The sequence below is a fragment of the Clostridiales bacterium genome, assembly GCA_015243575.1.
Taxonomy (GTDB): Bacteria; Bacillota; Clostridia; order Peptostreptococcales; family Anaerovoracaceae; genus Anoxybacterium; species Anoxybacterium hadale.
Map to the genome: position 1 here is coordinate 1,323,138 of CP042469.1, position 15,056 is coordinate 1,338,193.

Consider the following 15,056-nt stretch of genomic DNA (forward strand, 5'->3'; position numbering starts at 1 on the left):
TTTTTAAGTATATTCGGTAAAGATTAACAATTGAATATGGGAAGATTAGAATTGCATTAAGTTTTCCGCCGAATCAGAACGATTTAGTTTTCTGTCAGTGTTTTGCAGCTTGCAAAGGAAAGAGCTGCATTGTGACATGCAGCTCTTCCACTATAAAGAAGCGGTATCAATTGTATAAAAGCTTACTGTGCTTCAATTGGTATAAATTCAAACTTCGTCACATCAAACAGTCCCATATCCGTAAGCTTGAGCTCTGGGATTACCGCCAAGGACATAAAGCAAAGGGTCATGACAGGCTCTACATCTTCATTGATTTTCAGAACTTCGTGTGCTGCTTTGTGAATCCTTGTTAATGTTTCATCAATCCACTCACCGCTCTGATCGCTCATGAGGCCTGCGATCGGCATGGGCATGCTCTCCAAAACTTCCTGATCCTTTACGAGGATAATCCCTCCGTCCTGTTTGATCAGCTCTTCTACCGCAAAGGCCATATCCACATCATTCACACCTACCACAATGATATTATGGGAGTCATGGGCAATGGAAAGTGCGACTGCACCTGTTTTTATGCCATATCCCTTAAGCAGAGCCACTGCCACATTTCCGGTATTCTGATGACGCTCCACCACTGCAACCTTGACAATATCAGCATGTTCATCATAACAGAATGTATCGTTTTCATCCCGATTGATTTCCGCCGTTTCCTTACTGGTAACAACACCACCGGGCAGGATGTTGATCACATGTGCCTTGTCAGAATGTATGGTCAGCTTCAGCTTTTCCTTTGAAAAATCTTTGACGTGGAAGCTGCCCTTGGTTTCTGAAATGTCATGACGCTTGATTGGCAACTGATAGTTCCCTTTGCAAGCCGCTTCCTTACCTTCGATCAAGACCTTTTGGATGTTAAAGTCCTTCAGGTCATCAAATAGCACGATGTCCGCTCTCAGTCCCGGCGCAATGGCCCCCCTGTCGTCCAGCCCGAAGCATTCCGCTGCATTGAGACTTGCCATCTGAATAGCCATAATAGGATCAATTCCTTCTTCAACGCATATACGCAGGTGATGATCCAAATGCCCGGTACTTAAAATTGTCTTTGGCTGACAATCGTCGGCGCAGAACAGGCAGCGCCTGCTGTTTAAGGGAGTCACGCCTTTCAACAAATCTCTTAGGTTGTGACAGGCCGAGCCCTGCCGAAGCAATACGTACATGCCTCTTGCAATTCTGTCGTGCATTTCAGCTACAGAAGAGCATTCATGATCGGTTCGGATTCTTGGGGCCGCATAAGCATTCAGCTCGTTGCCGGTAACGCCCGGGCTGTGCCCATCGATTGGTTTGCCCTGATTTTTGGCAACAAGCAGCTTGTCCAAGCTGTCATCGGTTCCATAGATCACTCCAGGAAAATTCATAAACTCCCCAAGACCCAGAATCCGTTCATTTTGAATTGGCTCCTTCATAGCTTCTGCGTCAATAACCGCACCCGCATGCTCAAATGGCGTGGCTGGTACACAGGATGGAAGCATCCATTTAATATCAAGTACGGTTTCCTTGGAGGCCTCAATCATATAATTCAGACCTTTGAGCCCGCAGACATTGGTAATTTCATGGGGGTCTGCAATGATGGTGGTTGTACCATGTGGAACAACCAGCCTCCCCAGCTCTTCAGGGCAGACATAGGAGGATTCCACATGGATATGACTGTCAATGAACCCCGGCGCAGCATATTGTCCTGCTCCGTCAATTTCTCTGAGTCCTTCATAAGTTCCTACACCTGCAATCAAGCCTTCACAGATTCCAATGTCACCTTCGGTAATAGCTCCGTTATAAACATCGATGACCTTACAGTTTTTGATCACCAGATCAGCTGGAGTTCGTCCTGCTGCAACATCAATGAGTTTTTTTAAGAGTCTTTTTTCCATACCCATTAACCCCTTCCTTATTTGTCCTTTACAAGTTCAAGAATCGGATCAAATGTTTCTAATGCAATACAATCAACAGGGCCTACATCTGTGATCGCATAGTCAGGAATCGCTGTAATCGGCAGAAAGAACATATACATCAGCGGTTCGGGCAAATCGCAGCCCAATTGATTTGCTGCTTTTGTAAGCAAGGTTTCACGGTAAGCAATTTCTTCCGGTTCCAGATCGCTGGCGATTCCTCCTACAGGAAGTGACAGGAATTCAATAATCTTGCCGTCTGCAACAACTACTTGACCTCCACCGTTTTCAATCAGATGATTGACAGCCAGTGACATATCGGCAGCATCGGCTCCCATCACGATAATATTATTGTCGTCGGGGGCAGCAGAAGATGCCATTGCTCCTTTTTTCAGTTTCCAGCCGGAACAGAATGCCAAGGATTTATTGCCGTTCCTTCCGAAACGTTCCAGTACGGATACCATGAGTACATCCTGCTCGATGTCAGGCCGAACGATAAAATCCTCTACCTCCAGTATAACATCTCTTCTCTTTCGTACGAAAGGCCCAATCACATTCATAGCAAGAACCTTCGCCTGCCCGTTTTCAAGATCAACTCGATATTCGAAATCCGATTTAGTTGTTTTTGCACATTTTAATTCGCTGCTGAGAACGCTGCTTCTTGTCGGTGCAAACAGTTTATAGTTGAGCTTACTGTTTTCTGCTACCAGACGTCCATTGGAAATAACCGCGTTCACATGGAAGGTTTCGGGGCTGTCAACCAACAGAATGTCTGCGATTTTTCCCGGCGAGATAGAGCCTACCAGATGATCGATCCTGTAAGCCTCAGCACTATTGATGGTAGCCATCTGAATTGCAGTCAAAGGCGCAACTCCTTCGGCAATGGCCAGGCGAACCAAGTTGTCCACATGTCCCTTTTCGATCACATCCGTAGCTGTTACATCATCGGTGCAAAAGCTTACACGCCTTGCGAAGGCTGGATTCACTTCCGTGACAGCTCTAATGTTTTCTTTCAAAAAATGAGTAACGGACGACTCTCTGATAACCATGTGCATTCCGTTTCTCATCTTCTCAACGACTTCTTCATGGTCATAGCTCTCGTGATCCAGACGGACCCCTGCACAAAGGTATCCGTTCAGGTCTTTTCCTCTGGCCATGGGTGCACAGCCGAAGACAGGAAGCCTGTTCTTGAATGCTTGTTCAATTGCACCAAGGGTTTCTTCGTCCTCTTCCTGCACATACTCCCGAACCGTTTCCCAGACGCCGAAGCATTCGGGCCATTGCTGGACTTTCGCATGAACCTCTTTGTTGAAGTTAAAGGCAACTGTCGATTGGGGGAAGGTGTAAGGCGTTCGATATGGTGCACCCCAGAATACTTTCAGCGGGCTTGCATTGATCTCTTCAAATACTTCTTTTAAGCCCTCAAGTCCAGAAACGGAAATATATTCGTCCAAGCCGGAGACGATGCTGGTGGTTCCGCAGGGAACCACCGCTTTGGCAAAACTGGTAATACTGAGCTTGCTGCATTCACTGTGAATATGTCCGTCAATAAGCCCCGGAACCAGATACTTGCCAGAAGCGTCGATAGTCTTCGTTTCTGGACCTGTGTAATCCTGGACATCCCCAATGGCAACGATGGTATCTTCATAGATGGCAACATCGGCCTTATAAATTTCACTGGACATGACGTTTACCAGTGTTCCGTTCAAAATCACAGTACTTGCCGGAATCAGTCCTCTGCCGGCACGAATCAGTTGCTTTAAGTTTGTAATATTTTTTTGCATATAAGCCTCCAATAAATATTTTTTGGATCCCCCGGCCATTGCTGGCGAACCAGGTTTCCCGTCCTGCGGCAGGGATCCTGACGAATTTTCATTGGATCAATTTTGATCGGTTACTAAAATCAATGGCTGTGAATGGTCAATTCACCTTTATTTCCAAGTACCGATCACATTCTCAACGAGAAATTCCTGTACTTTAATGTCTTCATCGCTCATAACGGAACCGGCAGGTACTAGGATATTTCCTTCGTTATCTTTCAGTTCACCGCCATACACTTTGATTTCTCCGCTGGCAATGGCTGCTTTTGCGGCAAGCACTTTGTCCTGAACTTCTTTCGGAACGATTGCCTCATTGAAAGGAGAAATCTCTGCACAATCTCCGCCTTCATAATAATATTTGCTCGTGTCTGCTGTACCTTCGACTGTCGCGGTCAGTACATCTTTGAAGATCGGAGCGAAGTTCCACATATAGGAGAACATCACCGCATTCGGAGCCAAATCATGCATGTCCACGTTATAGCCAATGCAGTAAGCACTGTTTGCTTCACAAGTCTGCGGGATTGCTGGTGAGGATGCTTCCATACCCATAAACTTAATACCCTGGTTGATGAGAGTTTTGGCACTCTGTGTTTCCAGATCCACATCATACCAGCTGTTGGCCCAAACCAGCTGCACCTGAGCATTTGGGTTCGCATATTTTGCGCCCAATGCATAGCCGTTGATCGCAGCTCTTACAGAAGCCTCGGACATACTGCCAGCAAATCCAAGCTTATCACTATCTGACATAAGGGCAGAAGTATATCCCGCAAGGAACATTCCCTCATAATTTCTAATTTGATATCCGATGAGGTTAGGAACCTGATCACCATGCTGTGCTACAACAATGTCAGGATTTTCCGCTGCCAGATCAGAGAGGAACGTTGCATAGCCGGAGCTCGCACCGATGATGATATTCACACCTTCACTTGCCAAAGCATTAAATGCATTGGTCACAGAAGTTTGGTCCTCCATAACATTTTCAATGACGACTAAATTGCTCTCTGGAATCCCCAATTCTTCCATAGCGGCCAGCAAGCTTTGATGTGTTGCCTGACACCATCCTCCGTCATTTACGACCAGAGAGGTGATTTCACCGATTTTTACAGTTGAATAATCAAGCACCTTCGCGGCAGCATCTTCTGCCGGCGCTGAGCTTCCGGAACATCCTGCGAATAGTGCCGCAGTCATAATCATTACAAGTAGCATACTAATCCATTTTTTCTTCATCTTTTGATCTCCTCTGTTTTGATACCCCCTTTGCAAACTGTCTTATATTATGTCAAAGGAGGGTGTTATATTTTGATGGACACGACCTCAGCCGCATCGATTTACTAACATTATCGATCTTCCCTGTCGTATTTCTGGCACAATGCCGCTGGTTCTTCGCTGTGCTTCTTTCGGAAGCTGCCAGTTGTGATGATCAATGCTATGATTGTAGCTGCATAGGGCAGCATCCCATAGAACTGCGAAGGAATTCCCGGCAGATAAACCTGCATATTCATTCCAAGAATACTGATTCCTCCGAAGAGCAATGCTCCGAGAACTGCATAAGCAGGGTTCCATCTTGAAAAAGCTACCAGTGAGAAAGCAATCCACCCTTTCCCTCCTGTCATGCCTTCATTCCAAAAATTCGTATAGGATAAAGAGATGCATGCACCGCTGATGGTGGTCATGGCGCAGGCAAACATGATATAGCCATATCTCATGGCAAACACGTTTATCCCCGCCTGATCCAAGGATGCTGGATTTTCGCCGAGTGCGCGGAGCATAAGTCCTGCTTTCGTTTTGTAGATGTAGAAGATACTCAAAGGGATCACAAGATACATCAGATAGACGAAAAAATCCTGCCGAAAGAATATCTCTCCGATGACCGGTATGGAGGAGAGAACCGGGATGTTGATTTGCTGAAATTTAACAGCTGAAGCAATTCCGGTAACACTTTTTCCAAGGAACCCGCTGAGGCCGCTGCAGAAGATCAGAAAGGCCATACCGCATACAGTTTGGTCTGCCTGCAGGGTCACGGTTAGAAAAGCAAATGCAAGTCCCAGCACCAGTCCCACTAAGATCGTAGCAAGCAACGCAAATAATAGGTTCTCAGTGTGATATACCGTCACAAATCCCGTCATAGCGCCCATGAGCATGATTCCTTCAATCCCGAGGTTCATGATTCCGGCACGCTGAGAGAAGATTTCACCGATGGCTGCGTACAGAATGGATACCGCATAGACAATGGCTGCGGCACAGATCGATGTTATAAATGGAATCATTGTACCGCTCCTTTCTTTGGCTCTTGATTATCAACATTACGCTGCTTTGGCTCTTGCATGTCATCATTTGGCTCGGCTGTGTAATCGCTGCGCTCAGCCTTGCAATAGGTGATCCGATAACGATTGAAGAACTCCCCTGCAATTACTGAAATCATCAAAGTTCCCTGCAGCATGGTAACGATCTGAGATGGAACACCCATGATCTGCACCACTGCACTGCTATTTTGAAGTGCTCCAAACAAAACCGAGACCAGAATAATTGCCAGTGGATTACATTGACTGAGATACGCGATAACGATTCCCGTGTACCCGCTGCCTCCCGGCAGCTGCGCTTGCACACGATGGACAATTCCTGTCACCTGAACAAAACCTGCGATCCCTGCCAATGCACCACTGAGCGCCAATACGATCAGTATATATTTCTTCACAGGAATTCCCGCATATTCAGCAGTACCAATACTATTCTTGATCACAGAAATCTGATAGCCTGCTGCTGTATACTTCAAAAATAAGTGGAGCAAAACAGCAATCAGAATTGCCAGGATCAAGCCAGAGCTCGTTCCGTTTATCACAGGGAGGAACAGGTTCTCAGGGATTTTTACCGTCATTGCAGTGGTCTGCTTAGGAGCCATCCACGGCCCGTAGCAAAGATAATCCAAAAACAGCAAAGCGATATAATTTAACATCAGAGTTACGATGGTTTCATTGACCTTCCAGAATGCTTTCAGAGCTGCCGCTAAAAGCGCCCACAGTCCGCCACCCAGAGCACAGAGGAAAAACATCACAACACCAGAAAGCGGCGCGGGCAGCGACGGACCATATAGAGCAAAGGCTCCTCCAACGATGGCCCCCATGGCGAATTGTCCTTCCGCACCAATATTATTGAGATTCATTTTAAAAGCAATTGCAACGCTAAGGCCGCAGAACATCAAAGGAAGTGCGGCATTGATGCTTCCAATGAACCCCTTTGTGTTTAAAAGGGAATAGGAAATCATCTTACCAAACACAGGAATAGGCTGAAAACCATTTGCTATGATAAAGATCGAGCTGAACACAAAGCCAAGAAGAATAAAAACCACAGGGTTGAGTATTTTCCTGCTCAGGGAAACAGTTTGCTTTCTTTCAAATCGTAAGGTTCCTTTTTTCATTGTTTCCTCCTTATGCAGATTCATCGGATGCCGACTCACCAGACATCATCTGACCGATTTCCTCGTAGTTCGTCTCAGATATATTACGAATTCCCATGAGCTTACCGCCGCACAAGACAGCAACTCGGTCAGACATCTCAAAGATTTCGTCCAGTTCTTCAGAAATTAACAGGATGCAAGCGCCCCGGTCACGCTGTTCCACTAAGGTTTTGTGGATGGAAGCAGTTGCTCCGATATCAAGTCCTCTCACCGGGTAAGCTGCTATAATCAGTTCCGGATTACCGTTGACTTCTCTTGCAATCAAAAGCTTCTGCTGGTTTCCGCCGGACATGAGACTTACGGGCAGATCCAATCCGCCGTGTTTAATACCATGATTAGCGACATGTCTTTCTGTTAAGGTCCGAATCGCCTTGCTTAGCAAAATACCGCCCTTATTGTATGAAGACCCTCTAAATTCCTTTAGTACCGCATTTTCTTTCATATTCATACTTGGAATTAAGCCCATTTTCAGGCGATCTTCCGGAATAAAGGAAATCCCTTGTATTACTCTTTCTCGAATATTTTTTTTTGTGATATCCTTCCCCTTAAATGATAGTTTCCCTGAGGTGACCTTTCTCAGCCCGGCAAGTGACTCCGCCAGCTCGCGCTGACCACTCCCGGCAACACCGGCTATCGCAAAGATCTCACCGGCATGGAGCTGAAAAGAAACATCTTGGAGCGCCACCAACCCTTTATCATTTAAAACACGAAGATGATTTGCCTCCAAAAGCAAACGTTCGGTTTTTACTTGAGATTTATTGAAAATCTTTTCGATATCCCTCTCCCCAACCACTGCTTTTGTCATCCGGTCAATATTCGCTTCGTCAGCAAGCATCCTATCAGTGACTCTGCCATTTTTCAGAACTGTGATCCGATCAGCATGCTCCATAACTTCATTCATTTTGTGGGAGATAAAAATCACGGATTTCCCATGAGCTGCCATTTTACGCAGGGTTTTAAACATCTCACCAGCTTCCTGTGGTGTCAATACAGCGGAGGGCTCATCCAAAACCAAAATCTCACTATTTCGGCAAAGAAGCTTCATAATCTCCACTCGCTGCTGTTCTCCTACTGAAAGCTGCCAGACCTTAGCGCCAGGATCCACCTGTAATGAAAACTGCTCTGAATATTCACGGATTTTACTCTCCATTTTTTGTTGATCCAAAATAAAACTGCAATGATCCAGGCTAAGAAAAATATTTTCTGCCACCGTCAACGTCGGAATCAGCGCAAAGTGCTGATGTACCATACCGATACCCAATTCAGCAGAATGCTTTGGGGTCTTGATCTGCCCTTTTTCTCCTTTATAGAAAATATCACCGCTATTCGGTTTATAGATCCCCAGCAGAATGTTCATGAGAGTGCTTTTTCCAGAGCCGTTTTCTCCAAGTAACGCATGAATCTCTCCCGGATAAAGCTGCAGATCAATATGGTCATTTGCCAGAACCGTTCCAAATTTCTTTGTGATTCCTTTCATTTCCAGTAAAGCTGTTTTTTCCATAAGGCAAATCTCCGTTTCCGTATTTCAAGTCGTGCTTCAGCTGAAACACGAACCTTCGTACTTACTATATAAAAAAAAGTCAAACTGCAATCAGGAAAACAATCAGGCTTCCCGTCCTGCAATTTGACGAATTTCTTTTGACGATATGAACTTAAACAAAAAAAAATAGATTAAGAACAGTGTTCTTAATCTTCGAAATTGATGCAACACAAAAACAAAGCAAATGCAATGCTTTTCACTGCAAGAAGAAACGAACACCATAGCGTAGGTAATTTATGGTTACCACGTAGAAACTTCCACACCGTATTTGTGGACTAATATGGCTCTTTGCTTTTCACGTATAATTTACTTTAAATCTAGCATAATGTTCGACAAATGTCAACATTTTTCTTCTGTAAGATAGTCCTAATGCAAAACCGCAGCTAATCACGCAATAGCTGCGGCGTATATGATTCCATCTCTCGCTTCTATCCCCTAGGATATTCATTGCAAAGCAAACGATATGGCGGTTCGTCTTCCTCAATAGCGGGAAAGCGTCCAATTGGTTCCAGAAAACGGTTATCAGTATTGTCATCATTGCATTGACTTACCTCGCCTAACAATACCGGGCCTGTACCCTCCTCCACAGAAAAGTCATGGTATAGATAGGGCTGTATCGCGATGCTTTCACCAGGAGTCAGACGCACCTGGGTACCTGCCGGAACGGTAAGCTTCCGTCCATCCATGTAAACTTGTACTTCTCCTGACTCGTCCAGCCCCTCGCCTTCCGTTGAATTGTATACGCGGATCAAAACATTGCCCCCGCCTCGGTTGATAATATCCTCCATCTTATTCCAGTGAAAGTGCATGGGCGCATATTGACCCTCTCTGAGATAGAGCAACTTTTCCGCATAGGTTTTGGTGTATTTATCCTTCATAGCGAGGTTACCATTACGGATTGTAATTAAGGAAAAACCAGTCTTAGAAAAATTTCCCAGACCATAATCCGTAATATCCCAGCCCAACATGTTATCGCGGATTTCATCATATTCAGATCCCTTGGAGTTCCACTCCTCCGGCGTAAAGTGACAGAAAGGCGGCAATGCAAACCGATATTCCTTAATGAAATTCTCCATTTCCACCAGCGACTTGTTAATCTCGCTGCGTTTCATTGTCATTCCCCCTTTTGGCCAAAAATTCCTTGACCATGCTTATCGTAGGCATCGCTGGTATCCCCCCGCGTTTTTGAATGCATAGAGAGGCTACCGCGTTAGCAAATTCAGTAAAATTACGTAATTGATCTTGACCGAGTTCCTTAGGTCGAAGCCCACTCTCAGCCAGTTGATAGAGAAATCCTCCCCAGAAAGCATCACCTGCACCAGTAGTGTCTACCACCGGAACGTCTTGATCAAGAATAGGGATCAACACAGAGGAACCCTCCACTGCGGTGTAAGCGCCGTTTCTGCCAAGGGTGATCACAGCACAGGAAATACCCTCTTGAAACAGATAGGCGGCGGCAGCCTCGGGAGAAGACTCTCCGGTGATCAGTTCAACTTCCTCATCGCTGATTTTCACAATGTCTGCAAAAGAAAGGACACTCTTCATTGTATCAGCGGCTATTTTCTCACTTTTCCAGAGCGGTGCACGGTAATTCGGGTCATAAGAGATAATGGCACCAGCCTTTTTAGCAGCTTTTACCGTTTCTATTGTGGCGGAGCGCGAAGGCTCGTCAGTCAGCGAGAGAGAGCCGAAGTGAAAAATCCTGCACCCATTTGCTAGCTCACGTTTTACCTCGCCTGCAGAAAGACAAGTATCTGCACCTGGTTTACGCGAAAAAGAGAATTCACGTTCCCCAGTTTCGGATAATTTTACAAACGCAAGAGTTGTAAATACATCCTCAGCACTAATCAGTCCACTGGTATCAACACCCTTTTCTTCAAGCACGCTTCGCAAATAATCTCCGTGCATATCCTTGCCAACCTTGCCGATAAATGCAGTACTCAATCCTAAGTTCGAAGCAGCACATAGCACATTTGCAGGTGCGCCGCCAGGGTTTTGTTCAAACAGGCGCGTTCCATTTTCGCTTCTTCCGTGGTATGTAAAGTCAATTAATAGCTCACCCAATGCGACAATATCGAACATTCAATCACTCCCAAATATAAATTTATAAACGAATATTTTATGCTTATTTCGATGTGTTTCCAGATAATTCTACACTGTTTTCAAATCGAAATATAGAACGATTTGAAAACAATACGAAAATAGTATTAATTTGGAAACATTATAACACGAAAGGAGTGCTTATTCAGCAAATTTTTTCGCGTCTGCAAATTGAACGGCAGAGGAGTATCCCCTGCCGTCCCCTTGCAAGAACCTAATACATTTCCTATTTCAGTAGCTCCAAACGACCAGGATCATTAGCAAAAGCTTCTTTTGCATTTTCCTTGGTAACAACAAGCGGTGGAAGCTCGTAGACGCCTACATCCTTCTTGCCATTGTTTACAGTTGTATCAGGGGCAGGCATCCCATTGCCAGCCTGCAGAGATTTGATGATCTCGATTGTTTTGTTAACAAGAACATCGGTGGGCTTAGCAACGGTTGAATACTGTCTGCCGGACCAAATCCATTCAACGGACTCGTTTTCAGCATCAAGACCTGAAACAACAGGAAGCTGCTGTCCAGCCTGTTCAGATGCGGTGATAATCGCACGAGCAATGCCGTCGTTGGGAGAGAGAACGCCATGGATTTCTTTATCTGCATAGAATCCGGAGAGAAGGGAGTCCATACGAGCTTGAGCTTTTGAATTATCCCAGTCCATGGTCGCACACTGGGTAAAATCGGTCTGTCCAGATACGACAACCAGTGTACCGTCGTCAATCTTAGGCTGAAGAACTTTCATAGCTCCCTTAAAGAAGTTGGGGGCATTGGGGTCAGCAGGGCCACCACCGAACAGTTCGATGTTGTAAGGTCCTTCGCCCTTTACTGCTGCTAATCCATCCAATAATGCCTGCCCTTGCAGTTCGCCGGTTTTTACGCTGCCAAACTGTACAACACCGTCAACACCTGTTGTGTTTTCAATGAGACGGTCATAACCGATGATTTTGATGCCTGCAGCTTCTGCTTCTTCCAGAACAGCACCAAGTTGTGAACCGTCAACAGGTCCTACGACAATGACCTTTGCACCATTCTGAATCATAGACTCAATCTGCTGCTGCTGCTGAGGAACCTTGTTGTCTGCGTGCTGAACGATCGCTTTGAATCCAGCTGCTTCCAATTGGTCTTTAAACATCTGATCTGCTTCTGCCCAGTTCTGCGTTCCGAGCCAAGGCAGTGCGACACCGATAACTGCATCTGCGGCGAAGCCGTCACCTTCTGCAGCCGGGGGATCAGCGGGTTCATTTTGAGCTCCGCCACCACATCCGGTTAGCGCCATTGCAACCATAAGTAATGCAACAAGGAACAGTGATACACGTTTTTTCATTTCTTTTCTCCTCCCGTTTTAAGTCCATCGACTAATATGTAAGCCCACCGCCAGTCTATCTGGAACCGCCTTTGGCGGGATTACCTTCCTTTGTGTTGCTTTCTTTCGATTCGCTTTCCTTGCTGGGAAACAGCCTTCCGATGATGGATGGGCGCCCCTGTTGCTTGTTGAAAACATCAAAAGCAACTGCTGCAAGCAGCACAAATCCTTTAATAACCTGCGTACGGTCAGCACCCACACCCATGAGCATCAGACCGGAGTTGAGAACCGCCATCACCAGACCACCGACCATAGTTGCAAGGACGGTACCGACACCACCGGAAACCGCTGCTCCGCCGATAAAAACCGACGCAATGGCGTCTAATTCCCAGCCTGTTCCATCCGAAGGTCCAGCTGCTGTCGAACGGCCTACGAACATGATTCCAGCTAAGGCCGCAAGCAAAGACATGTTAAGCATGGTAAGGAAATAAGTTCTTTGAACGTTTACACCCGATAGCGCAGCCGCACTTTTATTGCCCCCAACCGCGTAGATGTGGCGGCCAAATCTGGTGCGCTGGGTGATAATATGGTAAATGATAACTAAAACTACAAGAATCAGTCCCGGTACGGGGAAGGATGTACCGGGTCGTCCAGTACCGAAAATCCATGTCAGATAACCGATAGCGATCCCTATTAAGCCAATTCTCACGAGTACCGGCCAAAGCTCCTCTGTCGTTTCAGTCAGTCTAGAAGAACGATTGTATTTTCGCAGCTGGGAAAACGCTACCGCTGCAATTGCTATGATTCCTAATAGAAGTGTTGAGTTGTTCATTCCTGTAAAGGAAGGGCCCCAATCAGGCAGATAACCTGCGCCGAACACTTTGAGTTCTGACGGGGCAGGAACCGAGATTGATTTAGAAACCCAGATTACACCGCCGCGGAAAATCATCATACCACCCAAGGTAGTGATAAATCCGGGAATACCAAGCCGAGACAGCCAGAATCCCTGCCATGCTCCGATCGCAGCACCGATTGCCAAGCTGAGAAGCACTGCCACCCACCAAGGCAAACCAAGATCCCGAGCAGTAAGAGCCATCACCATTCCAGAAAAACCGGCTACTGATCCAACAGAAAGGTCAATCTGACCAATTACGATAACCATCAACATACCAATGGCCAATACCAGCACATATGCATTGCCGGATATCAGGTTCTGAAAATTGGAGGAAGTAATCATTCTTCCTTCTGAAGTAATATTAAAGATGATGGTAAGCGCTACCAAAGCAATTACCATACTGTACTGACGCAGTCCGCCGCCGAATACCTTTTTAATATATCTCATAATGCCTTCTTATCCTTTCCTGCTTCCACTTCCGCGCCCGAGGTGTTTGTCATCATTTTCATGAGAATCTCCTGATTGGCCTCCTCGCGGTCTATCACGCCCGTTATATTTCCTTCAAAAATAGTGTAGATTCTATCCGATATCCCAAGCAGTTCCGGCAGTTCGGAAGAAATTAGGATCACTGCTTTTCCTTGATCTGCCATCTCATGAATCAAGCGATAAATTTCGTACTTAGCACCGACATCGATCCCTCGGGTAGGCTCGTCAAGAATCAAAACATCCGGTTCTGTAAATAACCACTTTCCTAAAACGACCTTTTGCTGATTTCCGCCGGATAAGGTGGTCACCCCCCGATCAACACTGTGGGTCTTGACATTTAAAGAGCGGCGGTACTCTTCAGCAACCTGAAATTCTCGTTCTAAATCAAGGAGCCTGCCACGCATAATTCCCTTTAAATTTGCAGCAACCGTGGTCATGCGTATGTTGTCTAACAAATTTAGCCCTAAGCTCTTGCGATCCTCCGGTACATATGCGATGCCCTGACGAATTGCAGAGGCTACAGAGGTAACACGAATCGGTTTCCCCCTGACTTTCATCGATCCTCCAAGATAAATCCCGTAATTTTGCCCAAAGATCGATCTCATCAGCTCAGTTCTTCCCGCACCCATAAGACCGGCGAAGCCAACGATCTCTCCTGATCTCACAAAAAAGCTGGAGTTTTTACATACTCGCCGACCCGGGTTATTGGGATCTTCAACACACCAGTCAGATACTTCAAAGATAATCTCTCCCGGATTGGATTTGTGGGCAGGATATCGGTTTTCAATGGAGCGTCCTACCATGGCACGAATAATACGATCTTCATCAACATGACCCGCTTCCACAGTGTAGGTTTCCACAGTACGGCCGTCACGTATCACTGTAACGGCATCAGAGATGGCCGCAATCTCATTCAGCTTATGGGATATCATGATACAGGTGATATCGCGGCTTTTTAACCCTCTCATCAATTCAAGCAAGTTTGCGGAATCGGCCTCGTTCAGTGCGGAGGTAGGTTCATCAAGAATCAGTAGTTTGACGTTTTTGGAAAATGCTTTGGCGATTTCGACCAGTTGCTGCTGACCCACGCCCAGGTGTTTGATCAAGGTGGTTGGATCGATTGAAAGTCCAACCATCTCAAGCAGTTCTACCGTGCGTTTTTGTGCGGCGTCCCAGTCTATCAACCCATGTTTGACGATCTCATTTCCTAAAAAAATGTTTTCAGTTATGGACAACTCCGGAATCATTGTGAGCTCTTGGTGTATAATTGCAATGCCCGCACTCTCCGATTCCTTGATGTCTTTGAATGTCATCTCGCTGCCCATGTAGATAATCTTTCCTTGATAGGAGCCGTGAGGATAAACGCCAGAAAGGACTTTCATCAGAGTTGACTTTCCTGCGCCATTCTCTCCGCAAATAGCGTGAATGGTTCCTCTATGTACTTCCAGCGTCACGTCATCAAGCGCGCGCACTCCCGGAAAGAGTTTGGTAATACCTTGCATCTGTAGAATTAAAGGATGTTCCATA

General features: G+C 46.0%; 11 protein-coding genes and 1 riboswitch. All 11 genes read right to left on the minus strand.

What is annotated here, in order from left to right; all coding sequences use genetic code 11:
• Positions 1 to 182: 182 nt before the first annotated feature.
• The gene (gene ade / locus FRZ06_05745; GenBank protein ID QOX65853.1) at positions 183 to 1,916 is read right to left on the minus strand and encodes an adenine deaminase; all 1,734 of its coding nucleotides are present in this window, start codon (positions 1,914 to 1,916) and stop codon (positions 183 to 185) included.
• A 17-nt stretch (positions 1,917 to 1,933) separates the two neighbouring features.
• A complete protein-coding gene (locus FRZ06_05750) occupies positions 1,934 to 3,718 on the minus strand; it encodes an adenine deaminase (GenBank protein QOX62877.1) in 1,785 nt (594 codons plus the stop codon).
• Positions 3,719 to 3,865: 147 nt separating this feature from the next.
• Positions 3,866 to 4,981, minus strand: coding sequence for a BMP family ABC transporter substrate-binding protein (locus tag FRZ06_05755; protein QOX62878.1), 1,116 nt, complete (start codon positions 4,979 to 4,981; stop codon positions 3,866 to 3,868).
• A gap of 110 nt (positions 4,982 to 5,091) precedes the next feature.
• Entirely contained in the window at positions 5,092 to 6,021 is a 930-nt protein-coding gene (locus FRZ06_05760; protein ID QOX62879.1) for an ABC transporter permease, read from the minus strand.
• Positions 6,018 to 7,193: an ABC transporter permease gene (locus FRZ06_05765; protein QOX62880.1), complete on the minus strand. Its 1,176-nt coding sequence runs from the start codon at positions 7,191 to 7,193 to the stop codon at positions 6,018 to 6,020. Before FRZ06_05765 ends, FRZ06_05760 begins: the two co-directional genes overlap by 4 nt.
• Complete coding sequence (locus FRZ06_05770; protein QOX62881.1) at positions 7,180 to 8,709, minus strand: ABC transporter ATP-binding protein; 1,530 nt, start codon at positions 8,707 to 8,709, stop codon at positions 7,180 to 7,182. Before FRZ06_05770 ends, FRZ06_05765 begins: the two co-directional genes overlap by 14 nt.
• Before the next feature lie 240 nt (positions 8,710 to 8,949).
• Positions 8,950 to 9,052, minus strand: a riboswitch (purine riboswitch).
• Positions 9,053 to 9,176: 124 nt separating this feature from the next.
• A complete protein-coding gene (locus FRZ06_05775; protein ID QOX62882.1) occupies positions 9,177 to 9,860 on the minus strand; it encodes a D-lyxose/D-mannose family sugar isomerase in 684 nt (227 codons plus the stop codon).
• Positions 9,841 to 10,830: a carbohydrate kinase gene (locus FRZ06_05780; GenBank protein QOX62883.1), complete on the minus strand. Its 990-nt coding sequence runs from the start codon at positions 10,828 to 10,830 to the stop codon at positions 9,841 to 9,843. Before FRZ06_05780 ends, FRZ06_05775 begins: the two co-directional genes overlap by 20 nt.
• 244 nt (positions 10,831 to 11,074) lie before the next feature.
• Positions 11,075 to 12,169, minus strand: coding sequence for a sugar ABC transporter substrate-binding protein (locus tag FRZ06_05785; GenBank protein QOX62884.1), 1,095 nt, complete (start codon positions 12,167 to 12,169; stop codon positions 11,075 to 11,077).
• 55 nt (positions 12,170 to 12,224) lie between these two features.
• Positions 12,225 to 13,490 (minus strand): sugar ABC transporter permease, encoded by a 1,266-nt coding sequence (locus FRZ06_05790; protein ID QOX62885.1) that lies wholly within the window; start codon positions 13,488 to 13,490, stop codon positions 12,225 to 12,227.
• On the minus strand, positions 13,487 to 15,055 hold the full coding sequence (locus FRZ06_05795) for a sugar ABC transporter ATP-binding protein (protein QOX62886.1): 1,569 nt from the start codon (positions 15,053 to 15,055) through the stop codon (positions 13,487 to 13,489). The genes FRZ06_05790 and FRZ06_05795 overlap by 4 nt, the downstream gene beginning before the upstream one ends.
• Position 15,056 lies beyond the last annotated feature (1 nt).

Bases quoted from the DNA above. Each gene is read 5' to 3' on its own strand.
- FRZ06_05755 (QOX62878.1), bottom strand. From the start codon at position 4,981: ATGAAGAAAAAATGGATTAGTATGCTACTTGTAATGATTATGACTGCG.
- FRZ06_05775 (QOX62882.1), bottom strand. From the start codon at position 9,860: ATGAAACGCAGCGAGATTAACAAGTCGCTGGTGGAAATGGAGAATTTC.
- FRZ06_05765 (QOX62880.1), bottom strand. From the start codon at position 7,193: ATGAATCTGCATAAGGAGGAAACAATGAAAAAAGGAACCTTACGATTT.
- FRZ06_05795 (QOX62886.1), bottom strand. From the start codon at position 15,055: ATGGAACATCCTTTAATTCTACAGATGCAAGGTATTACCAAACTCTTT.
- FRZ06_05770 (QOX62881.1), bottom strand. From the start codon at position 8,709: ATGGAAAAAACAGCTTTACTGGAAATGAAAGGAATCACAAAGAAATTT.
- FRZ06_05780 (QOX62883.1), bottom strand. From the start codon at position 10,830: ATGTTCGATATTGTCGCATTGGGTGAGCTATTAATTGACTTTACATAC.
- FRZ06_05760 (QOX62879.1), bottom strand. From the start codon at position 6,021: ATGATTCCATTTATAACATCGATCTGTGCCGCAGCCATTGTCTATGCG.
- FRZ06_05750 (QOX62877.1), bottom strand. From the start codon at position 3,718: ATGCAAAAAAATATTACAAACTTAAAGCAACTGATTCGTGCCGGCAGA.
- ade (QOX65853.1), bottom strand. From the start codon at position 1,916: ATGGAAAAAAGACTCTTAAAAAAACTCATTGATGTTGCAGCAGGACGA.
- FRZ06_05790 (QOX62885.1), bottom strand. From the start codon at position 13,490: ATGAGATATATTAAAAAGGTATTCGGCGGCGGACTGCGTCAGTACAGT.
- FRZ06_05785 (QOX62884.1), bottom strand. From the start codon at position 12,169: ATGAAAAAACGTGTATCACTGTTCCTTGTTGCATTACTTATGGTTGCA.